General features: G+C 58.6%; 20 protein-coding genes. 7 read left to right on the top strand and 13 right to left on the bottom strand.

Features of this window, described 5'->3' with window-relative positions; translation table 11 throughout:
• Positions 1-24: 24 nt before the first annotated feature.
• Positions 25-264, bottom strand: a complete 240-nt coding sequence (locus JQ845_RS00295; protein WP_003441392.1) for a hypothetical protein — start codon at positions 262-264, stop codon at positions 25-27.
• Positions 265-460: 196 nt separating this feature from the next.
• Between JQ845_RS00295 and JQ845_RS00290 the strand changes: the two genes are divergently transcribed.
• The gene (locus JQ845_RS00290; RefSeq protein WP_003441395.1) at positions 461-1,021 is read left to right on the top strand and encodes an NADPH-dependent FMN reductase; all 561 of its coding nucleotides are present in this window, start codon (positions 461-463) and stop codon (positions 1,019-1,021) included.
• A gap of 78 nt (positions 1,022-1,099) precedes the next feature.
• On the opposite strand, the gene phnX is transcribed toward JQ845_RS00290, so the two are convergent.
• Complete coding sequence (gene phnX, locus JQ845_RS00285) at positions 1,100-1,927, bottom strand: phosphonoacetaldehyde hydrolase (RefSeq protein WP_003441397.1); 828 nt, start codon at positions 1,925-1,927, stop codon at positions 1,100-1,102.
• A gap of 69 nt (positions 1,928-1,996) precedes the next feature.
• Entirely contained in the window at positions 1,997-3,106 is a 1,110-nt protein-coding gene (locus tag JQ845_RS00280; RefSeq protein ID WP_060781811.1) for a 2-aminoethylphosphonate--pyruvate transaminase, read from the bottom strand.
• A 115-nt stretch (positions 3,107-3,221) separates the two neighbouring features.
• Here JQ845_RS00280 and JQ845_RS00275 point away from each other — a divergent pair, with 115 nt between their 5' ends.
• Entirely contained in the window at positions 3,222-4,085 is an 864-nt protein-coding gene (locus JQ845_RS00275) for a LysR substrate-binding domain-containing protein (RefSeq protein WP_203007914.1), read from the top strand.
• Between the two features lie 1,422 nt (positions 4,086-5,507).
• Here JQ845_RS00275 and JQ845_RS00270 read toward each other — a convergent pair.
• A complete protein-coding gene (locus tag JQ845_RS00270) occupies positions 5,508-6,377 on the bottom strand; it encodes a LysR substrate-binding domain-containing protein (protein ID WP_203007911.1) in 870 nt (289 codons plus the stop codon).
• A 165-nt stretch (positions 6,378-6,542) separates the two neighbouring features.
• A complete protein-coding gene (locus tag JQ845_RS23115; protein ID WP_255401988.1) occupies positions 6,543-6,668 on the bottom strand; it encodes a hypothetical protein in 126 nt (41 codons plus the stop codon).
• Between JQ845_RS23115 and JQ845_RS00265 the strand changes: the two genes are divergently transcribed.
• The 3 genes from JQ845_RS00265 to JQ845_RS00255 all read left to right on the top strand — a co-directional run bounded on the left by JQ845_RS00265 (position 6,667) and on the right by JQ845_RS00255 (position 10,211).
• On the top strand, positions 6,667-7,992 hold the full coding sequence (locus tag JQ845_RS00265) for an MFS transporter (RefSeq protein ID WP_003441405.1): 1,326 nt from the start codon (positions 6,667-6,669) through the stop codon (positions 7,990-7,992). The two genes, JQ845_RS23115 and JQ845_RS00265, sit on opposite strands and share 2 nt — an antisense overlap.
• Positions 7,993-8,007: 15 nt before the next feature.
• Positions 8,008-9,399, top strand: coding sequence for an FAD-dependent oxidoreductase (locus JQ845_RS00260; RefSeq protein WP_003441406.1), 1,392 nt, complete (start codon positions 8,008-8,010; stop codon positions 9,397-9,399).
• A 107-nt stretch (positions 9,400-9,506) separates the two neighbouring features.
• A complete protein-coding gene (locus tag JQ845_RS00255) occupies positions 9,507-10,211 on the top strand; it encodes a YebC/PmpR family DNA-binding transcriptional regulator (RefSeq protein WP_003441407.1) in 705 nt (234 codons plus the stop codon).
• An 84-nt stretch (positions 10,212-10,295) separates the two neighbouring features.
• On the opposite strand, the gene JQ845_RS00250 is transcribed toward JQ845_RS00255, so the two are convergent.
• The 3 genes from JQ845_RS00250 to JQ845_RS00240 all read right to left on the bottom strand — a co-directional run bounded on the left by JQ845_RS00250 (position 10,296) and on the right by JQ845_RS00240 (position 14,145).
• Complete coding sequence (locus JQ845_RS00250; RefSeq protein WP_203007908.1) at positions 10,296-11,606, bottom strand: leucine-rich repeat-containing protein kinase family protein; 1,311 nt, start codon at positions 11,604-11,606, stop codon at positions 10,296-10,298.
• An 80-nt stretch (positions 11,607-11,686) separates the two neighbouring features.
• On the bottom strand, positions 11,687-12,838 hold the full coding sequence (locus tag JQ845_RS00245) for a M14 family metallopeptidase (RefSeq protein WP_003441409.1): 1,152 nt from the start codon (positions 12,836-12,838) through the stop codon (positions 11,687-11,689).
• 959 nt (positions 12,839-13,797) lie between these two features.
• On the bottom strand, positions 13,798-14,145 hold the full coding sequence (locus tag JQ845_RS00240) for a DUF6124 family protein (RefSeq protein ID WP_003441410.1): 348 nt from the start codon (positions 14,143-14,145) through the stop codon (positions 13,798-13,800).
• A gap of 129 nt (positions 14,146-14,274) precedes the next feature.
• Here JQ845_RS00240 and JQ845_RS00235 point away from each other — a divergent pair, with 129 nt between their 5' ends.
• Positions 14,275-14,934: a LexA family protein gene (locus tag JQ845_RS00235; protein WP_010655820.1), complete on the top strand. Its 660-nt coding sequence runs from the start codon at positions 14,275-14,277 to the stop codon at positions 14,932-14,934.
• A 53-nt stretch (positions 14,935-14,987) separates the two neighbouring features.
• Here JQ845_RS00235 and JQ845_RS00230 read toward each other — a convergent pair whose 3' ends face one another.
• The 4 genes from JQ845_RS00230 to JQ845_RS00215 form a co-directional block, all read right to left on the bottom strand.
• The gene (locus JQ845_RS00230; protein WP_203007905.1) at positions 14,988-16,928 is read right to left on the bottom strand and encodes an acetyl/propionyl/methylcrotonyl-CoA carboxylase subunit alpha; all 1,941 of its coding nucleotides are present in this window, start codon (positions 16,926-16,928) and stop codon (positions 14,988-14,990) included.
• Positions 16,925-17,743: a gamma-carboxygeranoyl-CoA hydratase gene (locus JQ845_RS00225; RefSeq protein ID WP_003441413.1), complete on the bottom strand. Its 819-nt coding sequence runs from the start codon at positions 17,741-17,743 to the stop codon at positions 16,925-16,927. The genes JQ845_RS00230 and JQ845_RS00225 overlap by 4 nt, the downstream gene beginning before the upstream one ends.
• A 61-nt stretch (positions 17,744-17,804) precedes the next feature.
• On the bottom strand, positions 17,805-19,412 hold the full coding sequence (locus JQ845_RS00220) for a carboxyl transferase domain-containing protein (protein ID WP_203007902.1): 1,608 nt from the start codon (positions 19,410-19,412) through the stop codon (positions 17,805-17,807).
• Positions 19,413-19,421: 9 nt separating this feature from the next.
• A complete protein-coding gene (locus tag JQ845_RS00215; protein WP_003441416.1) occupies positions 19,422-20,585 on the bottom strand; it encodes an isovaleryl-CoA dehydrogenase in 1,164 nt (387 codons plus the stop codon).
• A gap of 206 nt (positions 20,586-20,791) precedes the next feature.
• Here JQ845_RS00215 and JQ845_RS00210 point away from each other — a divergent pair, with 206 nt between their 5' ends.
• A complete protein-coding gene (locus tag JQ845_RS00210) occupies positions 20,792-22,474 on the top strand; it encodes an AMP-binding protein (protein WP_003441417.1) in 1,683 nt (560 codons plus the stop codon).
• Positions 22,475-23,142: 668 nt separating this feature from the next.
• Here the strand turns inward: JQ845_RS00210 and JQ845_RS00205 are convergent.
• Positions 23,143-24,042 carry a hydroxymethylglutaryl-CoA lyase gene (locus JQ845_RS00205; RefSeq protein ID WP_003441418.1) on the bottom strand — a complete coding sequence of 300 codons (900 nt, stop codon included), beginning with the start codon at positions 24,040-24,042 and terminating at the stop codon, positions 23,143-23,145.
• Between the last annotated feature and the right edge of the window lie 36 nt (positions 24,043-24,078).

The raw sequence follows: 24,078 nt of genomic DNA, 5'->3' as shown, positions 1-24,078 counted from the left end.
CAGCGGTATGCCGAGTGCAGCAGGTTATGCAGGGATTACAGGGACTACAGGTGCGACATACTCGGTTTCGCGAATCAGAATGACGCCCGACTGCACCAGTTCGAAGTTGTCGTCATCAGTCTTTTTGACGCGATCGCCAATAGCCAGTTTGTACGTTGTTACGGGCTGGTCGCCTGTTGCTTCTAAATTTTCAAACTCATGCACGGAATAGACACGACCTTCCGCGTCCCTTGCATGAAATTGCCCAACGAGAACTGCAGCCATTTGTAGAGAACCTCTGGAGATAAACACCCAATTTGCGGTTCTGTAGACCGTTGATCAGTAGGGGAAGTTTAACGATTTGGAAAAAATAGTCCGTCTACTTTACAGGCTTGCAAGCCGATAAGGTGAACCGGGGTGCAAGAAAGGCTTCCGATCATCTATAACTAGTCTTCCTATCGCCAGACTCTCGAGGTTTTTTATGAGCAAGGTCTACAACGTTGCAGTGTTGGTCGGCAGTTTGAGGAAGGATTCCCTTAACCGAAAGGTGGCCCTGGCGCTCGCAGAACTGGCACCGGCCCAGCTGAAACTGAAGATTGTAGAGATTGGCGAACTGGCGCTGTACAGCGAAGACATTGATGTGACGCCGCCACCTGCGTCTTACACGACCTTTCGCGATCTGATCCGTCCGGCCGATGCCGTACTGTTTGTCACTCCTGAGTACAACCGCTCGGTCCCCGGGGTATTAAAAAACGCCATTGACGTCGGGTCCCGGCCTTATGGTCAAAGCGTATTCAACGCCAAGCCGGGAGCCGTGATCAGCGTCTCGCCGGGGGCGATCGGTGGCTTCGGGGCCAACCATCATTTGCGCCAGTCGCTGGTATTTCTCAATGTGCCGTGCATGCAACAGCCAGAAGCCTATCTGAGCGGAGCAGGTGATGCGTTTGATGCGGCGGGCAAATTGTCCGAGAAAACCCGGCCATTTTTGCAGAAGTTCATCGACGAATTTGCCAAGTGGGTCGAACAGCAGCACAAGGTCTGAAGCTTTAGAAGCGCCGACCTGCAAATAAAAAACGCGGCAGACCTGGTCACAGGCTGCCGCGTTTTTGTTTCTGCAGACTCAGCTGCTTTGTGGCATCTCGCCATTGGCCAGGCGCTTGTTGATATCGGCAATCACGTCCGGCAGATCACTGATGGTGTCGATCATGTAGTGCGGGCGTGAGCCTTCGAACAAGGTGTGGATGCGTTTGCGTTCGCTGGCCAGGGTTTGCGCGTCGAGCGCCTTGTACTGCTCGTAGGTCAGGCCCAGGGCGTTGCCGGAGCACACCAGTGCCACCGTCCACATCCCGGCCCGACGGCCTTCGAGGATACCCGGAACGGTGTCATCGATCTTCACGCAGGCACCCACATCGTCGATACCCAGGGCAATCACGTTGGCCAGTGCCTGGGCCGGCCATGGGCGACCGTTGGGAACTTCGTCGGTGGCAACGACGTGGTCGGCGATGTAGCCGTTGGTTGCGGCCAGCTCGACCACCTTGGCCATCACTTGCGCCGGATAGCCCGAGCACGAACCGATTTTGATCCCTTGCTGGCGCAGCTCGGCAATGGTTTCCAGAGCGCCGGGAATCAGTGCCGAGTGGTCAGCGATCTTTTCGATTTGCAGTGGCATGAAACGCTCGTAAATCGCGGTCACATCTTCGTCGGTGGGTGTGCGGCCAAATACTTTTTTGTAACGCTCGGCGACCTGAGGCTGATCGCACAGGGTGCGGATGTGATCCCACTTGCCCATGCCCATCGGCCCGCGGGCTTCTTCGATGGAGACCTGGACGTCGAACTCGCCGAAGGCTTCGACAAAGATCTGCGTCGGAGCGAACGAGCCGAAGTCGACCACGGTGCCAGCCCAGTCGAGAATGGCGGCCTGAAGTTTGCCTGGATTGGTGTAGTTCATGTCAGTAAGTCCTGTATGAGCAGCCGTGGCCGCACGCAATAATTAGGTTGGTTTTGAGCGTTGCGAACTTCAGATTTCCTGCACTTCCATTTCCTGCAGCACCTGGGCCACAGCGTTCACCGCGGCTTGCATTTCGGCCTGATTGACATGGCCGATGCAGCCCACACGGAAGGTTTCGACCTGGGTCAATTTACCCGGGTACAGGATGAAACCCTTGGCCTTGACGCGCTCGTAGAACTCCTTGAACTGATACCGCGGGTCTTTCGGCGCGTGGAACGTGACGATGATCGGAGCCTGGATTGACTCTGGCAGGAAGCTGCGAATGCCCAGTGCGGCCATGCCGTCGAGCAGCACCTGGCAGTTGTCGGCGTAGCGCCGGTGACGCGCCGGCAAGCCGCCTTCTTCGTTGTATTGCAGCAAGGCTTCATGCAAGGCGGCGACCACGTGGGTCGGCGGGGTGAACCGCCATTGTCCGGTCCTGGCCATGTAGGCATGCTGGTCTTGCAGGTCCATTGCCAGTGAGTGGGAGTTACCCGTTGCGCCAGCCAGTGATTCTTTGCGGGCGAATACGAAGCCCATCCCCGGTACGCCTTCCAGGCATTTGCCCGAGGCCGCGATCAGCGCATCAAAGGGTACTTTTTGTGCATCGACGGGCAGGGCACCGAAAGAACTCATGGCATCGATAATCAGACGTTTGCCATGTCGGGCAATAACTGCAGCAATTTCCGGCAGCGGGTTAAGAATCCCGGTGCTGGTTTCGCAATGAATCAATGCCACATGGGTGATGCCCGGATCGGCCTGCAGCAGGCGTTCAACGTCAGCGGCAGTAGTGGGCTGGTCTTCGGCTGTTTCAAAGGTGCTGAAACGCCGGCCCAGAACTTCACAGATTTTTGCCAGGCGTTTGCCGTAGGCGCCGTTGATCAGGACCAGAACGTTGCCATTGCGTGGCACCAGTGTGCCGATTGCGGCTTCGACGGCGAAGGTGCCGCTGCCCTGCAAGGGCACGCAGTGATGACTCCCGGCGCCATTGATAATGGCCAGCAGTTGCTCACAGAGGCTGGCGGTCAGCTGGTTGAAGCTGTCATCCCATGAACCCCAGTCGACCATCATCGCCTGGCGGGTACGCGCCGAAGTGGTCAGTGGGCCAGGGGTCAGCAGGATCGGCGCGACAGTACTCATTCTGGTTTCCTCACAAACTTTGGGATGGCTACTGGATACACGGCATAAGTTGCAGTTTGAGTTGATATCAATCAAATTGTTTGTTGTTATGCCAGTCATCAGTGAGACTTATGCGATGAATTTGTTCCAGCTCCGTGCGTTTGATGCTGTGGCCCGTGAGGGCAGTTTTACCCGCGCCGCGGCCCGATTGTTTATCAGCCAGCCGGCGGTGACCGGGCATATCAAGACCCTTGAGGAGCACTATCAAATTACCTTGCTGCGGCGTACTGCCCGGCGTGTGGAACTGACGGAGGAGGGGATAAAGCTGGCGGCCATCACCCGTGCCATGTTCGGTTTGGTGGATGAAGCGCAGGTTATGCTTGAGGCTAATCGCCAGTTGCTCACAGGGCGTCTTGAAGTGGCGGCGGACGGTCCGCACATGGTCATGCCGATGCTGGCAAGCCTGCGGGCGCGTTACCCCGGGATCACCGTCAACTTGCGTCTGGGAAATGCTCAGGAAACCCTGGCTGCCCTGCTTTCAGAACACGCCGATGTGGCGGTGCTGACCGAGGTTGAACCGCGTAAAGGGCTGACTTTGCGGGCACTCGGGGAGTCCCGGATTTGTGCCCTGGTGCCGGCCAGTCATCCATGGCTGGCGCTGTCGGATGGCATCGACATTTCCCTGCTGGACCAGGTGATCATGGTGTTGCGTGAGCCCACCTCAATCACCCGGCGCACCTTTGATGAGGCATGCGAGGGCGTCGGCGTGACACCGCGGGTACTGCTGGAGCTGGACAGTCGCGAGGCGGTGACCGAAGCCGTGGCGGCACAGTTGGGTATCGGGATCGTGTCGTCGCTGGAGGTCAGCCATGACCCTCGCGTACGAGCGGTGCCGATCAACGGGACCGGATTGCTCAACCGGCACATGCTCGGCTGCATGGAGCGGCGCGCCGGATTGCGGCTGATCAAGGCGTTTATGGAACTGGCCCCCGGCATTTGAAACGGTCTGACACCTCGTGGGAGATCCCTTGTAGGAGCGAGCTTGCTCGCGAGCTCTTTGCGGTGGTTGAAAAGCTCGCGAGACAAGCTCGCTCCTACAGATGCAATTGCAACCTCCTGCATGGGGTGCCTGCCGGCCTGGGCGGAGAAAGCTGCGATCTGCCTTGTCTCCCGCATTTCTGCACGGCACAAATCCCGTAGGAGCGAGCTTGCTCGCGAGCTCTTTGCGGTGGTTGAAAAGCTCGTGAGACAAGCTCGCTCCTACAGGTGCAATTGCAGCCTCATGCATGGGGTGCCTGACGGCCTGGGCGGAGAAAGCTGCGATCTGCCTTGTCTCCCGCATCTCTGCACGGCACAAATCCCGTAGGAGCGAGCTTGTCTCGCGAGCTCTTTGCGGTGGTTGAAAAGCTCGCGAGACAAGCTCGCTCCTACAGGTGCAATTGCAACCTCCTGCATGGGGTGCCCGCCCGCCTGGGCGGAGAAAGCTGCGATTTGCCTTGTCTCCCGCATTTCTGCACGGCACAAATCCCGTAGGAGCGAGCTTGCTCGCGAGCTCTTTGCGGTGGTTGAAAAGCTCGCGAGACAAGCTCGCTCCTACAGGTGCAATTGCAACCTCATGCATGGGGTGCCTGCCGGCCTGGGCGGAGAAGGCTGCGATCTGCCTTGTCTCCGGCATTTCTGCACGGCACAAATCCCGTAGGAGCGAGCTTGCTCGCGAGCTCTTTGCGGTGGTTGAAAAGCTCGCGAGACAAGCTCGCTCCTACAGGTGCAATTGCAACCTCCTGCATGGGCTGCCTGCCGGCCTGGGCGGAGAAAGCTGCGATCTGCCTTGTCTCTCGCATTTCTGCACGGCACAAATCCCGTAGGAGCGAGCTTGCTCGCGAGCTCTTTGCGGTGGTTGAAAAGCTCGCGAGACAAGCTCGCTCCTACAGGTGCAATTGCAACCTCCTGCATGGGGTGCCTGCCGGCCTGGGCGGAGAAAGCTGCGATCTGCCTTGTCTCCCGCATCTCTGCACGGCACAAACCCCGTAGGAGCGAGCTTGCTCGCGAGCTCTTTGCGGTGGTTGAAAAGCTCGCGAGACAATCTCGCTCCTACAGATGCAATTGCAACCTCCTGCATGGGATGCCTGCCGGTCTGGGTGGAGAAAGCTGCGATCCGCCTTGTCTCCCGCATTTTTGCACGGCACAAACCCCGTAGGAGCGAGCTCGCTCCTACAGGTGCAATTGCAGTCTCCTGCATGGGGTGCCTGCCGGCCTGGGCGGAGAAAGCTGCGATCTGCCTTGTCTCCCGCATTTCTGCACGGCACAAACCCCGTAGGAGCGAGCTTGCTCGCGAGCTCTTTGCGGTTTGGTTGAAAAGCTCGCGAGACAAGCTCGCTCCTACAGAGGGGGTGGTTCTTTCCCGGGGGCGATTGGCAAGGGCTTACAAACTCCCGCGCACAATATCCAGAAATGTCGCCACCACCCGCCGGGAACTCTGCTCCTGCAGGCAGACCAGGGTCTCGGTCAGGCGTCGTTTACAGTCAGTGATGGGCAAGGCGATCACCCGTGAGTCCGAGCCGAACTCTGCCGCTGAAACCACCCCTACGCCAATCCCGACCACCACTGCCTCCCGCGCGGCTTCGCGACCTTCCACCTGAATCGCGGCCCGCATCCGCAGACCCGCCTGACTCATTTCTTCTTCCAGGGTCTGGCGGGTTACAGAGCCGATTTCACGCAATACCAGCGGGGTGTCCTCCAGGTCGGAGAGGCATATCGAACTGCGACCGGCCCACGGATGGGTGCGGGCAACAAACGCCACCATGGGATCACTGCGCAATCGCAGACTAAGCAGCCTGTCATCACTGACCTCGCGCCCCAGCAACGCGAGATCGGCCTGATAGTTGAACAGCCGGGCCAGAGATTCGTCGGTGTTACCGGTTTCGATTTTGACGCTGATGCCGGGGTAGCGTTCGCAGAACCTGGCGATCTGCGGCAGTACGTGTACAGGCGCATCTACGGCCAGCACCAGGCTGCCGGTTTGCAGGGCCTGGGAGTCCTGTAACAACTCTTGGGCTTCGGCCTGCACCACAAACAGGCGCTGGGTGATGCTCAGCAAGCGCTCCCCCAGATCGGTCAGGCGCACCGAACGTTTGTTGCGATGGAACAACAAAACACCGAAGCGCTCTTCGAGTTTTCGTACCTGATCGGAGATTGCCGGCTGACTCAAAAACAACCGCTCGGCGGCGCGGGTGAAACTGCCGTGGACGGCAACCGCATGAAAGGCTTTCAACTGCGCATGGGAAACCGGCATCGGACAACCTCTTACAAGCTGAGCTTATTAGTGAAATACGATAAATCGATTTTACCTATTAGTCAGTAATTGCTTTGATCGATTCCGGCCCGGCGTTATGTCCTCGATAGCGCCGGGTTGTGACATGCCCCTGAGCGATCCTGAAATCCAATAAAAACAGGACCGTCATGGCTTGTCTGATTGATGCCGCCCTGGTCTGAACAGCGGCATTGAAGTGCTCAACACAATAAAAAAACAGGCGATCTTTTCTGATTCTGCCGGCACATCCACATCAGAGGTCAGACCCGACATGAACAAGTCCATTGGCACCATCAAGCGTTGGCGGATGCAGGTTTTTGCCATCACCTGGCTGGCCTACGCGGCCTTTTACTTCACGCGCAAAGCATTTTCCGTAGCAAAGCTGGGAATTGGTGAAGATCCGACCTTCCATCTGGACAAGATGGCGATGGCCAACCTCGATGCGGTCTATCTTGCGGCTTACGCCATCGGGCAATTTACCTGGGGCATCCTCGCCGATCGCTATGGGCCGCGGGTGGTGGTCATGGGCGGGCTGATCATCTCGGCCCTGGCTGCCCTGATGATGGGCACTTTTGCCACCTTGCCCATCTTCGCCACATGCATGCTGATTCAGGGCCTGGCGCAATCCACGGGCTGGTCGGCGTTGTGCAAAAACATTGGCAGCTTCTTTCCGGCAGAACAGCGTGGTCGGGTGCTGGGGTTGTGGAGTTCGAGTTACGCCTTTGGCGGGCTGGTGGCTTCGCCGTTTGCCGGTTGGTGGGCATACACCCTGATGGGCACCTGGCACGCGGCATTTATTTCCAGTGCGGCGGTAGTGGCGGTGGTCGCGGTACTGTTTTTTATCTTTCAGCGCAACAAGCCTGAAGATGTCGGTTTGCCAGCCGTCGAACCCGAGCCGCAGATGACGGCCGAGGAAGAAGCTGCGGAAAAACGCCTCAGTATCTGGGCGCCACTACGCGAAATCATGCGCAATCGAACGGTGCTGACCCTGGGGCTTGCGTACTTCATGCTCAAGCCGGCGCGTTACGCGATTCTGTTGTGGGGGCCGGTAATTGTCTTCGAACAGATGCCACAAGTGGGCAAGGTTGGCGCCGCGATTATTCCTACGGCGTTTGAGCTGGCCGGTTTGCTGGGGCCGATCATGATTGGGCTGGCGTCGGACAAGATCTTCGGTGCCCGGCGCATGCCCGCCTGCATTCTGAGTCTGCTGGCGCTAACCGTTTCCCTGGCTTTCTTTATGGGGGCCTTGCAGTCCGGCAGTGTGCTGCTGGTGGTCGCCCTGCTGTTTGTGATGGGGCTGACCCTGTACGGCCCGGATTCGATGATCTGTGGCGCCGCGGCGATTGATTTTGGTACGGCCAAAGCCGGTGCTACGGCGGCGGGGTTTGTAAACGGCTGCGGCTCGGTCGGGGCGGTGCTGGGTGGTCTGCTGCCGGGCTATTTCGACACGGTTACAGTGTTTATCGTCTTTGCCGTCTGCGCACTCTTTAGCGCGCTGGTACTGATCCCGCACTGGAACAGTCGTCCTGACGGGTACAAACGCGAATGTGCCTTCGTGCCCAATCATCCGTTGTTGATCAAACCTTTTCGTACCTGAGTGGGAGAACTATCCATGCGACCTTTTTGGCTGGAGCAGGCGCTTGCCCTGGAACATGTCGAGCCTTGTGAAGCATTGACGGGTGAGGCCCGTGCCCAGGTCTGCATTGTGGGCGGCGGTTATACCGGACTGTGGACGGCCATCATGCTCAAGGAGCAGAACCCGCAGCTGGATGTGCTGCTGATAGAGGCCGATATCTGCGGGGCAGGGGCCAGCGGGCGCAATGGCGGCTGCGCATTGTCGTGGTCGGCCAAGTATTTCACCCTGGAGCGTCTGTTCGGGGTCGAGGAGGCGGTGCGCCTGGTGAAGGCCTCCGAGCAAAGCATTTATGCCATTGGCGCGTTCTGCGAAAAGTACGGGGTAGATGCCGATTACCGGCTGGACGGCACGCTGTACACCGCGACCAATCAGGCCCAGGTCGGCTCGACGGACGGGGTGATTGCAGCGCTGGAGCGTCAGGCCATCAACTCGTTCAGCAAGCTGGCGGTGGACGAAGTGCAGCGCCGTGCGGGTTCGGCTCAACATGCGGAGGGCTGGTTCTCTCCGGCCGCCGCCAGTGTACAGCCGGGCAAACTGGTGCGCGGTTTGCGCCGGGTGGCATTGCAGCTGGGGGTACGGATCCATGAAAACACCCCTATGGTCGGTCTGGAAGAAGGTGCCACGGCCCTGATCCGGACCCCGACCGGCAGCATTCGCGCCGAGCGCGTGGTGCTGGCGATGAACGCCTGGATGGCCAGGGCATTCCCGCAGTTTTCCCGCAGTGTGGCGATTGTCTCCAGCGACATGCTGATCACCGAGCCGCGCCCGGACTTACTGCAAGAGATCGGCCTGACCAGCGGCGTGACAGTGCTCGATTCGCGAATTTTTGTGCACTACTACCACAACACTCCGGACGGCCGGATCATGCTCGGCAAGGGCGGCAATACCTTTGCCTATGGCGGGCGCATGCTGCCGGTGTTTGATCAGCCTTCGCCCTACGCCGGGTCGTTGCAGAAAAGTTTGCAGCAGTTTTTTCCAGCATTTGCCGGGGTGGGTGTCGAGGCCACCTGGAACGGTCCCTCGGACCGCTCAGTGACCGGCTTGCCGTTCTTCGGCCAGATGAGCGGCCATGGCAATGTGTTTTATGGTTTCGGCTACTCAGGGAGCGGAGTGGGGCCCTGTCACATGGGCGGGCAGATTCTGGCCTCGCTGGTGCAGGGGCAGGCCAACGACTGGACACGTTCGCCGCTGGTCAATGGTCCGCTGGGGTATTTTCCGCCTGAACCTATCCGCTACCTGGGCTCGTTGATGGTGCGCAATGCCATTCGACGCAAGGAACGGGCGGAGGACCACGGGCGCCGGCCAAGGCATCTGGACGTGCGTCTGGCCAAATTTGCCGCCGCTGCGGGCAAGGCTGACAAAGGTTGAGGACCGATCGATTGGATTTTTTGGTCGATTGAGGACTTCTTGCCGTATAAACTTGCGCCCATTCGACGGCCAACCCGCCGCGACACACCAGATTGAGAGAGTGAGTAATGGGCGCACAGTGGAAGGTTAAACACAAAGCGGACGCCGCCAACAGCCGCGGCAAGATTTTTGGCAAGCTGGCCAAGGAGCTGACGGTCGCTGCTCGTAATGGCGCAGACCCGGACATGAATTCGCATCTGCGTTTGGTATATGAACAGGCCAAAAAGGCGTCGATGCCGGCGGACACCATCAAGCGCGCGATCAACAAAGGCGCCGGTATCGGTACTGAGGCGGTGCAATATCACCGCGTCACGTACGAAGGTTTTGCTCCGCATCAGGTACCACTGATCATCGAGTGCCTGACTGACAACATCAACCGTACCGTGGCTGAAATCCGCGTGGCATTCCGCAAGGGTCAATTGGGCGCTTCGGGTTCGGTAGCGTGGGACTTCAACCATGTCGGCATGATCGAAGCCAAGCCGGACGCCCCGGATGCAGATCCTGAGATGGCCGCGATTGAAGCTGGCGCCCAGGACTTTGAGGAAGGTGAAGAAGAAGGCACTACGCTGTTCATCACCGAGCCGACGGACCTCGATGCCGTGCAAAAAGCCCTGCCGGAGCAAGGCTTCACCGTATTGTCGGCCAAGCTGGGCTATCAGCCGAAAAACCCGGTCAGCGCTTTGACCGATGAGCAAATGGCTGAAGTTCAAGAGTTTCTGGCCAAGCTGGAAGAGCAGGACGACGTACAAGAGATGTTTGTGGCGTTGGCATAACCCCGGTCGCTGCCACAGGCTGCCTGTGGCAGCAGCCCTGCGCTCCTTGTCGCAGCCTGCGCCAGCGACTACTGCATCAGGCTTTTAGCCCAATGCCCGGGTGATTTCGGCAAAACCCGGGCGTGCCAGTACATCGGGTTGTATGCAGCGCTGCTGCAGGTCGTGCAGCCGTTCTTGCTGTTGATCGCTCAACCCCGTGTCGATCCGCTCCAGCAATTCCCCCAGTAAAATCCCGAATGCACGCACTTCAATGCGCTGCAAGGCGCGGGTGTGCGGGCTGTCGTCAATGGCGTGAAAGCACGCTGCGCCAAAGTCGCCGAGCAGGCAATCGCCCTGGGCATTGAACATGATGTTGTGCCCGTACAGATCACCATGACAGATGCCCTGCGCGTGCAGATGACCGGCTGCCGAGGCCACGCCGCGGGCAATGCGTAGCGCGCAGTCGGCGCTGAAGCGGGTGTGTGTTTGATAGACGTCACGGCTGCAGGTATCGAAGCTTGGCAGGGCGGCGAGATTGGCGAAGGACGGATCGATCAATTCCATGACCAGCCCCGCGGTGTTGTCAGGGTGACCCGCGACACGGCCCAGGACTTTGATCAGGTTCGGATGCTGGCCGGCGGCAATGCAGGCGTTCATTTCATTGAGCGGTGAGCCGTCGCTGGTGATGCTGCCTTTGTAGAGTTTGACGGCAACGGATCTGCTTGCCTGGCCGGGTGCGCTCCAAAGGGCTCTGGAGATGATGCCCGACGCGCCTTCGCCCAGCTTTTGTTCAAGCTCGAGCTGTGACCAGTGAATGTCCGGCGTGTTGTCGGCTGTAAGCTGCGCGCTGGCGTCTTCGTGCAGCGGATTACCGGCATAGGCCAGCCAGCTCAGTCCCGGCAGTGTCAGCAGCCAGTCGGGCACTTCGTGCAATTGGTTGGCCGCCAGGCGGATCAGCTCCAGGCGCTTGCAGTTAACCAGGCTGGTGGGCAGTTGTTGCAGGCGGTTACCTGCCAGCATCAATTTTTGCAGTAACGGTCGCTGACCCAGTTCTTCGGGTATGTGCTCGATGCTGTTGTCGGTCAGTATCAACCAGCGCAGCAGGGGCGGCAGCGAAGTGCCGGGCACTGAGGTGATGCGGTTGGCTTTGAAGCCAACCATGCTTAACTGCTCGCACTGCCCCAGGCATTCGGGCAGTTCGGTGAACCTGTTGTCCGAGCAAAACAGAATCCGCAAATGAGTCAGGCGATGTAAATCCTCGGGCAGGCTGCTCAGGGCGTTACCGCTCAGATTGAGAATTTCCAGTGAGTCCGCCAGCTGAAAAATCTCGGCCGGGAACTCGGTCAGTCCACAGGACAGATCAAGGCGTTTGCAGCCCGCCAGTTGGCCGGCGCGCAATTTAGCGAGGGTATCCATAAAGGAGCTTTGAGTACTCGTGAGAATCTATTGATATGGCGGCCAGGGGGGAAGATCTCTGGCCGCCGCTTACTCCGGGTTTAGCGCAACTCGCGAACCATGTCCGACAAGGTGCTGAGCACACTCTTGCCCAGTTGCATGGAGCGTTTACCGTCCCAGCCGGTTTGTGGCTGCGGTGCATCGTTGTTGTCCTTGAACGGCATCTCAAGGGTCAGCGACAGGCAGTCAAAGCGCTGGCCGACGCTGTTGCAGGCCAGGGTCATATTGGCAAGGCCGGGTTCGTCCCGGGTGTAGCCGTGGGTCGTCTGGAAGTCAGGGGTCAGGTTACTCAGATGAGTGCGGAAACGCTCTTCCAGGGTCGCCAGGCGCTCGGTGTACCCCGGGTTGCCCTCGCAGCCTGCAGTGAACACATAAGGGATTTCTTCGTCCCCGTGAATATCCAGAAACAGGTCCACCCCGTATCGGGTCATTTGCTCCAGAGCGAAGAACACCTCAGGGCTTACGTTCGGGTCGGTGTTTTGCCAGGCCCGGTTCAGGTCCTGGCCGTTGGCGTTGGTCCGCAAATGGCCGTGGAACGCGCCGTCCGGATTCATATTGGGGATCAGGTACAGGTCGGCGAAGTCCAGTAGCTTGCGCAGCTGCGGGTCGCTGCCCTGTTCCAGGCGCTCAAGGACTCCCTGCATGAACCACTCGGCCATATGTTCACCGGGGTGCTGCTGGGCAATGATCCATATCTTGCGTTTGTGGCTGGCGCCATTGCCCTTGCGCAAGAGCTGGATGTCGCGACCTTCAACACTTTTACCGACTGCCAGCAGTTCGCAGCCCGACCACTGGAGTGCATTCTTGATCAACAGATCATGACGCTCGCGGCTGTAGGGTTCGAAGTAAGCAAACCAGATGACTGGGTGCTCGGCCTGCACACTGAAATTCAAGGCTTTGCCGTCGAACTCGGTGGGAACACGGAACCAGGTTTCGTGATCATAGGACGCCACGGCCTGGTAGCCATCCCATGCTTTGTTGTAGGAGGACTGGCTGGCGTTGCTCAACTGAAAATGGTGGGTCTGGCCGGGTATCAGGCCTTCGGCCTTGAAGTGGAACCATTGAAAGTGCGGGCTGCGGGTATCGGGCTTGATCGCAAGCTTGAGGTGCAGCGGGTCACTGGCATCCAGCACCTGGATGTTGCCGCTGTCAAAGTCACTGCTGATGCGAACGGAAGAGGGCGCCACGGTCATCGTCAAAGTCCCGGAATCTGATAATTGTGGGCGTTACTTTACATCGCAACGGCGCCGGGCCAATACGGAATTTTGGAGAACGAGAAGCGGGGAGAAGGGAGGGGGGCGTCATCCTTGACGCAGCGCCACGATAGTGTATTTGCGAGTGATTCTCAAGTGCTAACTTGCCGTAACGGCCGTTGTTTCGGGACTTCAGGCTTCCGTTGGTCGATGTTCTTTTGCTATCATCGCCCGCATCGTAGCGGTCACCGAAAAAAACCGACCGCACACCAGACTTCATTAGCCTGAAGCACGCAGAGCCAGATAACTGGCCGCAAAAAAAAGACCCGGCCAGAAGCCGGGTCAAATAACCGTGATTAGCCTGATGAGGAGCTAATTCAAAAAACCGACCTAAGGTTCCTTGAATTATCGACTGATCTCGCGACCAGCTAAGTGCAATAATAATCATTCTTATTTGCAGGTCAAGCTGTTTTCCTTGCTTTGTCCTGGTTTCCCCGCTCATTCCCCGCTAGACCCCTCTATCTCAGGCCTTTAGGGCCAGAATTTTTTTACCCCAGCAACAACACCGTGATGGTTTGACCTGGCCCATTGCGATACGTGGCTGTGCCTCCTGAACCTGAAGCTTGTACAACCAGTGATCGCCCTGTCGATGTCATCGCTCATCACCGTGAGCAGGCATACCGAAGGGGTGTGGCGGTGCGATGGGCTGCATGCGCCGGACCAGGTAATCAATGGGCGCGCAATTATTGATGTGTCCTGGGAGTACTGCTGGGGGGCGCCTTAACAAGTACGTCAGCCATTGCGTCAGATCTTACTGCGCGGCAAAGCAGAGGCTACACGCCTGATCCCTTGATTGAGCGGCGTTGGCTCATGGGGCCGGTGCCGCCATTGTGAGTCGCGCCTCTGGCATACCGAAATTCCAGCCGGTCCAGCTGGACTGGCCAGGGTCTTTTGGTCTCTCAGCGCGCTGAGACTTGTTGCACGTCCAGTGCTTTGTCCAACAGCATCTTGGCCGATTCGACGCAGTGCGCCACGCTCAGGAACAGGTCGCGATGAGAGCCTTGCTGGCTTTCAGCTGCGCCCTGGGCGGTAGCGATTGCACAGCGCAGAAAATCTGATGCATTGACCAGCGCTTCTTCCTGGCTCAGATCGCTGCGTACGATGAACAGTTTTTTCTCGAAATAGTGCTGAGAAACAGCCGGTTTCAAATAATAGTCGAGTGCACGCTGGGTTGCGGCACTGTCCTTGAAGGTTTCGAGCTCGATTTCAATCTCGGTTTCCGGGGTTATTTTTGTTATGGGAGTCATGATTTACCTGCGCTCTAAGATTAATCGAATCAGCCATTAGCAGATTAGTACATAAGGTATTTATGTTATTGGTATAAATAATACAGAATGTGTATTGTTGCCTCGAGTTCAATCCGTATTGTTCGGCTGATGGATAAATGGATCGCTTTAGTCAGAACCAAATTGCGCGAGCTCAAGCTCACGCAGGAAAAACTAGCCGAACGCGTCGGGGCTTCCCAGGGCGGTGTCGGTCATTGGCTCAATAAACGCCGTCAACCCGACTTGCCGACAATGAACAAAGTGCTGCACGCCCTGGGGCTGGAGCATCTGGAAATTGCCCTGGTCATCCGCGAGCGCAGCGCTGCAGCGGATGAGTCTGCTGCTAACGAATGCTCCTACGACATCACTTCTGCTTTTCGTTATCCGGTCAGTAATTGGGTGACGGCGGGGCAGGTCAACGAGCAGGCCCGAGAGGCCGGCTACCAACCCGGCGAGGTGTTCGAGGTCAGCGATCATTACGCCAAAGGTGCTGCGTTCTGGTTGCAAGTGCGGGGCGATGCCATGACCGCTCCGATAGGAATCAGCGTTGCACAAGGGATGATGATTCTGGTGGATCCCGATATTGATCCCGAACCGGGAAAAATGGTGATCGCACGCATTCCGGGCACTGAAGAGGCCACCTTCCGGCAGTTGATTGAAGAGAGCGGCCAGCGCTATCTCAAGCCGCTGAACCCGACCTATCCCAAGACAGTGTTTGATGAGCATTGCCGGGTTATCGGAGTGGTAGTGCAGGCCACTGCCAAGTTCTAGAAACAAAAAAAGGCGGCCCCCTGAAAAAGGGCCGCCTTTTTTGGCTGTTGCTTCTACGTCAGTTCAACCAGCACCGTACCTTCGCTGACCATTTCGCCTTCCTGACAAAACAGCGCTGTTACCACACCGTTGTGGGGCGCCCGCAGGCTGTGCTCCATTTTCATGGCCTCCAGCACCACCAATTGGGTACCGGCTTCGACAGTCTGTCCGGTTTCAACCAGGATGCGCACAATGCTGCCGTTCATGGGGGCACTCAAACCACCTGTCTGGGCATGACTGGCACCTGCCGCGGCGATCGGGTCATAGACCCTGACGCTATGCAACTCGCCGTCCCAGCGCAGGTAGAGCGTCTCTGCGCGGCGAATTGCCAGATGCTGGCGACGCACACCGTCCTGTTCAATCAGCAATTGCTCGTCGCGCAACACCGCTGACGGCGTGTGGAGGTTGACGACCTGCTGCTCGCCGTTGCAACTCAAGGCCAGCAGGGTCTGCGGGGGCAGGCCGTTGCGAAAGCCGTTGCGGATGGCCCAGGGCGAGGCTGGGTCATCTTTGCGCACCTGGGATGTCTGGCTCTGATGAAATGCTTCACCCGCGGCGGACCAAAATGCTGCAGGTAAAGGCAGGGTGGCTGGCAGTAATTGCTCCTGGTAACGGGGGATGAAGCCCGTATCCAGTTCGGCTGCAGCGAAGGCCGGATGAGCGATGATGCGGCGTAAAAAAGCCAGGTTGGTTTTCAAGCCGCCAATGGCGAACTCATCAAGCATTGCGAGCAGCCGCAGCCGCGCCTGTTCGCGGTCTTCGCCCCATGCAATCAACTTGCCCAGCATCGGATCGTAGAACGGTGAAATTTCGTCCCCTTCACTGACCCCGCTGTCGACCCGGCGCCCCGGCCCGGCGGCAGATTCGCGGTACACCTCGAGACGTCCTGTTTGCGGCAGAAAATCATTGCCCGGGTCTTCGGCATACAGGCGTACTTCAATCGCATGGCCGCGCAAAGGCACTTCAGACTGACTGATGGGGAGCGCCTCACCGCGGGCCACGCGGATTTGCCAGGCCACCAGATCCAGTCCGGTGATGGCTTCGGTTACCGGATGCTCCACTTGCAGGCGGGTGTTCATCTCCATGAAGAAGAACTCGCCCCGTGCATCCAGCAAAAACTCCACGGTGCCGGCGCCGACATAACCGATGGCCTGCGCCGCCCGTACCGCGGACTCGCCCATGGCCCGGCGTTGTTCAATACTGAGGCCCGGGGCCGGCGCTTCTTCAACCACCTTTTGATGACGGCGCTGAATCGAGCAGTCGCGCTCATTGAGGTACAGGCAGTTACCGTGGCGGTCGGCAAAAATCTGGATCTCCACGTGACGTGGCTTGAGTACATACTTTTCCACCAGCATGCGCGCATCGCCAAACGAGGACAGCGCTTCACGTTGCGCCGAGGCCAGGGCTTCGGCCAGTTCGCTGACGTCCTCGACCACTTTCATGCCTTTGCCGCCGCCACCGGCCGTGGCCTTGAGCAACACCGGATAACCGATGTGCTCAGCTGCGGCGCGGAAGGTTTCCAGATCCTGCGCTTCACCGTGGTAGCCCGGCACCAGCGGCACCCCGGCAATTTCCATCAACGCCTTGGCTGCCGATTTACTGCCCATGGCATCAATCGCCGCAGCCGGGGGGCCGAGAAAGATCAGTCCGGCGTCCTCGATGGCGCGTGCGAAACCGGCGTTTTCGGACAAGAATCCATAGCCCGGATGAATCGCTTGTGCCCCGCTGGCTTTAGCCGCAGCAATGATCTTGTCGATTTTCAGGTAGCTGTCGGCGGCCTTGCTGCCCCCAAGATCGACGCAGATATCAGCCTCGCGGCAGTGCCGTGCGTCACGGTCGGTGGCGCTGTGGACAGCTACGGTGGTCAGGCCCAAAGACTTGGCCGTGCGCATCACGCGGCAGGCAATTTCGCCCCGGTTGGCCACCAGTACAGACGTAATCTGAAGCGCGCTCATGGGCGTGGCTCCCGGGACGAGGTGTCGGTCTGCCAGCTTGGCGCACGTTTTTGCAGAAAGGCGCGCAAGCCTTCCTGGCCTTCGGGGCTGACCCGGATTCGGGCGATGGAGTTTTCGCAGTAGCGGCGAATGGCCGTAGTGGTGGCTCCATGGCTGACTTCGCGCAGCAGATCCTTGCACGAACGCATGGCCTGCGGGCTATTGAGCAGCAAGTTGTCGGTCCAGAGGGCGACTTGCCGTTCAAGCTCGGCGCCGGGATAACACTCAGAGAGCAGCCCCAGTTCACGGGCACGCTCACCGCTGAAGCGTTCCGCAGTCAGGGCATAACGGCGTGCAGCGCGCTCGCCTATGGCCTGTACCACGAACGGACTGATCACGGCCGGCGCCAGGCCGATTCGGACTTCGGACAGACAGAACTGCGCGTCCTCGCTGCCGATGGCCATGTCGCAAGCACTGATCAGGCCCAGGGCACCGCCGTAGGCTGCGCCTTGCACCACCGCTATGGTCGGGATTTTCAGCTTGGCCAGGTTGTACATCAGTTCAGCCAGGTGCCGGGCGTCATCGAGGTTGGTGTGATAATCGAGCTCGGCTGACTGTTGCATCCAGGCAAGGTCGGCGCCGGCACTGAAATGCTTGCCCCGTCCGCGCAGCACCAGAAAGCGCAGGGCCGGATCGCCTTGCACGGTGTCCAGGGCGAGGATCAGTTCGCGGATCATCTCGGCATTGAAAGCATTGTTCTTTTGCTCGCGACTCAACCACAGGGTGGCAAAGCCCCGGGGGTCGTTGTGCAGTTCCAGGGTGTTGAAATCGATCATGTCCGTCAGTCCTTAAATGGATGTGGGCGCTGGCTCGCCAGCGTTGCAGGCACCGGGCGGGTTACATGCGAAACACACCAAAGCGCGTGGCTTCGATCGGAGCGTTCAACGCCGCCGACAAGCCCAGCGCCAATACATCACGGGTTTGCGCCGGGTCGATTACGCCGTCATCCCACAAGCGGGCACTGGAGTAGTAGGGGTGGCCCTGATGCTCGTACTGGTCAAGGATCGGTTGTTTGATTGCGGCTTCTTCCTGGCTGGAAAATACCAGGCCGTTGCGTTCGGCCTGCTCGCGCTTGACTTGTACCAGTACCCCGGCGGCCTGTTCGGCGCCCATTACGCCGATCCGGGCGTTTGGCCACATCCACAGAAAGCGCGGGTCATAGGCCCGGCCACACATGCCGTAGTTACCGGCGCCAAAGCTGCCGCCGATGATCACGGTAAATTTGGGGACCTTGGCGCAGGCGACTGCAGTCACCAGTTTGGCGCCGTGTTTGGCAATGCCGCCGGCTTCGTATTTTTGCCCGACCATAAAACCGGTGATGTTTTGCAGAAAAATCAACGGAATACCGCGCTGGCATGCCAGCTCAATAAAGTGCGCGCCTTTTTGTGCCGCTTCGGCAAACAGGATGCCGTTGTTGGCCAGAATCGCCACCGGGTAACCGTGTAAATGGGCAAAGCCGCACACCAGGGTGGTGCCGAACAGGGCCTTGAACTCATCGAATACCGAGCCGTCCACCAGACGCGCGATCACTTCGCGTACATCAAAGGGCTGCTTGGCGTCGGCAGGCACGATGCCATACAGCTCTTCGCAGCTGTACAGCGGTGCCTGCGCTAGCCGCTGTTGCAACTGGCCATGCTTGCGCCAATTGAGGTTGGCTACGCTGCGCCGCGCGAGGGCCAGGGCGTGCTCATCACTTTCGGCGTAATGGTCGGCCACTCCTGAAATTTTGCAGTGCACATCGGCACCGCCCAGGTCCTCGGCACTGACCACTTCGCCGGTGGCAGCTTTCACCAGCGGCGGGCCGGCCAGGAAAATCGTCGCCTGCTGGCGCACCATGATTGCTTCGTCAGCCATGGCCGGTACATACGCGCCACCCGCCGTGCAGGAGCCCATAACCACTGCGATTTGCGGGATGCCGGCCGCGCTCATATTGGCCTGATTGAAGAAGATCCGGCCGAAGTGTTCACGGTCCGGGAACACTTCATCCTGACGCGGCAGGTTGGCGCCGCCAGAGTCCACCAGATAGATGCACGGCAGGCGGTTTTGCTCGGCAATGGTCTGCGCCCGTAAGTGTTTTTTTACCGTTAGCGGGTAGTACGAGCCCCCTTTGACCGTGGCGTCGTTGGCCACAATCATGCATTCCACGCCTTCAACACGACCGATACCGGCGATTATTCCGGCCGCCGGGACGTCTTCGCCGTATACACCGTAAGCGGCCAGTTGACTGAGTTCGAGAAACGCAGAGCCGCTGTCCAGCAAGCGATCAATGCGCTCTCGGGGCAGGAGTTTGCCACGGGAGGTATGGCGCTCCTGGGCCTTGGCGCCGCCACCTTGCTGTACCTGGTTGAGCAGGGTGTGCAGGGCCTCAACCTGTTTGAGCATGGCGTCACGATTGGTCAGGAATTCGGCCGAACGCGGGTTGATTGTCGTGTGCAGAATGGACATGCGCGCTCCTTAGCGAGTTTCGTTAAACAGTTCGCGGCCAATCAGCATGCGACGGATCTCGCTGGTGCCCGCGCCGATTTCATACAGCTTGGCGTCGCGCAACAGGCGTCCGGCTGGGAATTCATTGATATAACCGTTGCCGCCCAGAATCTGGATCGCGTCGAGGGCCATTTGGGTGGCACGTTCAGCGCTGTACAAAATCACCCCGGCTGCATCCTTGCGCGTGGTTTCGCCACGTTCGCAGGCGGCCGCCACCGCGTACAGATAAGCGCGGCTGGCATTGAGCTGGGTATACATGTCGGCGACTTTGCCCTGGATCAGCTGAAACTCGCCGATGCTCTGGCCAAACTGTTTGCGGTCGTGGATATAAGGCACCACCAGATCCATGCAGGCTTGCATGATCCCGGTGGGGCCACCCGAGAGCACCACACGTTCGTAGTCCAGGCCGCTCATCAGGACTTTCACCCCGGCGTTCAGAGGGCCCAGCAGGTTTTCCTGCGGGACTTGCACATCATCGAAAAACAGTTCGCCAGTGTTCGAACCGCGCATGCCGAGCTTGTCGAAATGCTTGCTGCGGCTGAAGCCTTTCCAGTCGCGTTCGACGATGAACGCACTGATGCCATGGGCATTTTTTTCGATATCGGTTTTGGCGTAGATCACGTAGGTATCGGCATCCGGGCCGTTGGTGATCCAGGTTTTACTGCCGTTCAGCACAAAGTGGTCGCCACGCTTGTCGGCACGCAGCTTCATCGAAACCACATCGGAGCCGGCGTTCGGCTCACTCATGGCCAGGGCTCCGACGTGTTCGCCGCTGATCAGTTTGGGCAGGTACTTGAGTTTCTGTGCGTGGCTGCCGTTGCGGTTGATCTGGTTGACGCAGAGGTTGGAGTGGGCGCCATAGGAGAGGGCGACCGAGGCTGAGCCGCGGCTGATTTCTTCCATTGCCACCACGTGGGCCAGATAGCTCAGCCCGGTACCGCCGTACTCTTCTGCAACAGTGATGCCCAGCAGGCCCATGTCACCGAACTTGCGCCACATATCCGCCGGGAACAGGTTGTCCTTGTCGATCTGCGCCGCCCGTGGCGCCAGCTCTGCTGCAACGAAGGCCTGCACCTGATCGCGCAACATGTCGATGGTTTCGCCAAGGGCGAAGTTCAAAGTCGGATAGCTCATGGGGCACCTTGTACGTTGTTCTTATAGGGAGGCGTTTGCTGCGTCGCCATGGGTAAGCTTTACGTTAACGTAAGCCTGGCGTAGATAGCTGTCAATGACCTTTACGTTAACGTCAACTTGAGGCAGAGTCATTCTTGCTCTTCAATCGAGATGCCGCCTGCAGGCGGCGTACTCATGCTCCCAAAACAATCACAAGAGGAGTTTTCATGAAGTCACCATCTGTCCCCAGTTACAGCCAGGGTCCGCAGGACAAAGCGTTGCTGGCGATGACCATCGGTCAGGCGTTCGATCAAACGGCCGCCCGTTATGCCGGCAACGACGCGCTGGTGGTCTGCCATCAACAGCAGCGGTTCACCTGGGCTCAGCTGGCAGCAGCCGTTGACCTGCATGCCAGAGGGTTGCTGGCATTGGGCTTGCGGCCCGGAGACCGGCTGGGAGTATGGGCGCCGAACTGTGTTGAATGGTTCCTGTGCCAGTTCGCCAGCGCCAAAATCGGCGTGATTCTGGTCAACATCAACCCTGCCTACCGGCTGTCTGAACTGGAATATGTCCTTCAACAGTCAGCATGTCAGTGGCTGGTCTGTGCCGGCTCGTTCAAAACCTCCAACTATCACGCCATGCTCCAGGAGCTGATTCCAGCGCTGGCCGATTCGGCGGCAGGGCAGTTGGAGAGTGAAAGCTTTACCGCGTTGCGCGGAGTCATCAGTCTCGATGCACAGCCACCTGCAGGCTTTTTACCCTGGTCGCAACTGAGCACGCTGGCCGCCGGGGTCAATGCCGAACAACTCGACAGGCGTCAGGCCAGTGTGCAGCCCGGTCAAGCGGTGAACATTCAGTACACCTCGGGCACCACGGGGTTTCCTAAAGGTGCCACCCTCAGCCATCACAACATCCTCAACAATGGCTATATGGTTGGCGAAAGCCTGGGCCTGACATCCAGTGACCGGCTGGTGATTCCGGTGCCGCTCTATCATTGTTTCGGCATGGTGATGGGCAACCTGGGGTGCGTGACCCATGGCACCACCATGATCTATCCCGGTGAAGCCTTTGACCCTGGCCTGACCCTGCAAGCCGTTGCCCAGGAGCGGGCAACGGCCCTGTACGGTGTACCCACCATGTTCATCGCCATGCTCGACCACCCGCAGCGCGCTGAATTTGACCTGTCGAGCCTGCGCACCGGGATCATGGCCGGAGCCACTTGCCCGATAGAGGTGATGCGCCGGGTCATCAGCGAGATGCACATGGGGGAAGTACAGATCGCCTATGGCATGACAGAAACCAGTCCGGTATCGATACAGACCGCGCCTGCGGATGATCTCGAGTTGCGCGTTACCACCGTAGGACGAACTCAGCCGCAACTGGAGAACAAGCTGATCGATGCCGAGGGCAATGTTGTGGTCCGGGGCGCGATCGGTGAGTTGTGTACCCGGGGCTATAGCGTGATGCTGGGCTACTGGAACAACCCGCAGGCCACCCGCGAGGCAATCGACAGCGAAGGCTGGATGCATACCGGTGATCTGGCGCAGATGGATGAGCAGGGCTATGTGCGCATCGTCGGGCGCAACAAGGACATGATTATTCGCGGGGGTGAAAACATTTACCCGCGGGAGCTGGAAGAGTTTTTTTTCACTCACCCGGCGGTGGCAGATGTACAGGTAGTGGGCATTCCCGATGCCAGGTACGGCGAAGAGATCGTCGCCTGGATCAAGTTTCATCCGGGTCACACAGCCAACGAGCTGGAACTGCAAACCTGGTGCAAGTCGCGCATCGCGCACTTCAAGACGCCGCGTTACTTCAAGTTTGTGGATGTGTTTCCGATGACGGTGACCGGCAAGATTCAGAAATTCAAAATGCGTGAAATCAGCATTCAGGAAATCGGCACACCTTAAGGCTTGCTCAAATCCCTGCGGGAGCGAGCTTGCCTCGCGACAGGATCAATACGGCGTAACTGCAACGGTTGCGCCAACCTCCCCATCGCGAAGCAAGCTCGCTCCTGCAGAAAAACGGGGATTACAGACAACACAAAGGGGAGCCGAGGCTCCCCTTTAATATGTCGTTGCGTGCTCTTTTTTTATTATTTAGGGGCGGTCTATTGTTGTTTTTGGAACCGTGGCCCTTTGTTGCTGTTTTGTGCGATCCCCATGCAGGATCAAGAGCAAACGTATTTTTTTGAGCGCTGATCCACTTTCATCACCGGCTATCAAACCTGTGATCCAACCTGTGCGGGTGCTACCTGAAGGTAGTTTTATTATTCTCTGCCCGGTTGCGAGGTGGCTTTTGGCTCCTCGGAAAAGTAAACCTTCTCCAAAAAAATCTGTTAGCTGCGTCTCTGTCGTGTTGTTTTTGTTATGTCAGAGTCGTTTCGTATTGTTTTTATTATGTTGCTGCGATTTTTATTCTTGTTATGCCATAGAGATAGCAGGAGCCGTGCCAACTTTTTAAAATCCTTATAAATCAATGGCTTGAGATTTCAGGCAATAAAAAACCGGCCGCGGAGCAGGCCGGTTTGTTTCCGTGTTACTCGTTTGGGGGATGACGAGGTAACACTCAGCCACACTTATGCCCCTTGGCGCGCCCTTGCTACCCGGGAGCCGGTAACACGGTCCAGTACCTTGCAAATGTGTTCGCCGGCCAGCAGCAGTTTGTCCAGGTCGACCCCGGTCTCGATGCCCATGCCGTTGAGCATGTACAACACGTCTTCGGTGGCCACGTTGCCGCTGGCGCCCTTGGCATACGGGCAGCCGCCCAGCCCGGCGATCGAGCTGTCAAACACCGCGATGCCCTCTTGCAGGCTGGCGTAGATATTGACCAGCGCCTGGCCATAGGTGTCATGGAAATGCCCGGCGAGTTTTTCCCGCGGGACATGAGCGCTTACCGCCTCAATCATTGTCCGTGTCGCCGTCGGAGTGCCGGTACCGATGGTGTCACCCAGTGAAACCTCGTAACAGCCCATGGCATACAGCTCTTGTGCCACTGCTGCGACCTGTTGCGGTGCGATGTCGCCTTCATAGGGGCAGCCGAGCACGCAGGACACGTAGCCGCGCACACTGATGCCATGTTGCCGGGCGGCCTCGATAATGGGGACAAAGCGGGCCAGGCTTTCGCTGACCGAACAGTTGATATTGCGTTGGGAGAACGCCTCGGACGCAGCGGCAAATACCGCAACCTCCTTCACACCCGCTGCCATGGCGTCTTCAAACCCGCGCATGTTGGGCGCCAGAGCGCCATAGACCACACCGGGCTTGCGCCGGATATGGGCAAAGACTTCGGCAGACCCGGCCATTTGCGGCACCCACTTGGGCGAGACAAAACTACCGGCCTCTATATAGCCAAGCCCGGCATCCGTCAGGGCGTCAACCAGTTGCACCTTGTCCGCCACGCTTATGGGGCGGGCTTCATTTTGCAGGCCGTCGCGCGGGCCGACTTCAATCAGACGCACATGGGTAGGGAGTGTCATGGGATTCACCGTATTTTTGTATGCGCCCTGGGGGAG

The organism is Pseudomonas paraversuta (assembly GCF_904063065.1).
GTDB lineage: Bacteria > Pseudomonadota > Gammaproteobacteria > Pseudomonadales > Pseudomonadaceae > Aquipseudomonas > Aquipseudomonas paraversuta.
The sequence above is the reverse complement of the archived record's forward strand: the minus strand, read 5'-3'. Positions and strand labels throughout refer to the sequence as shown.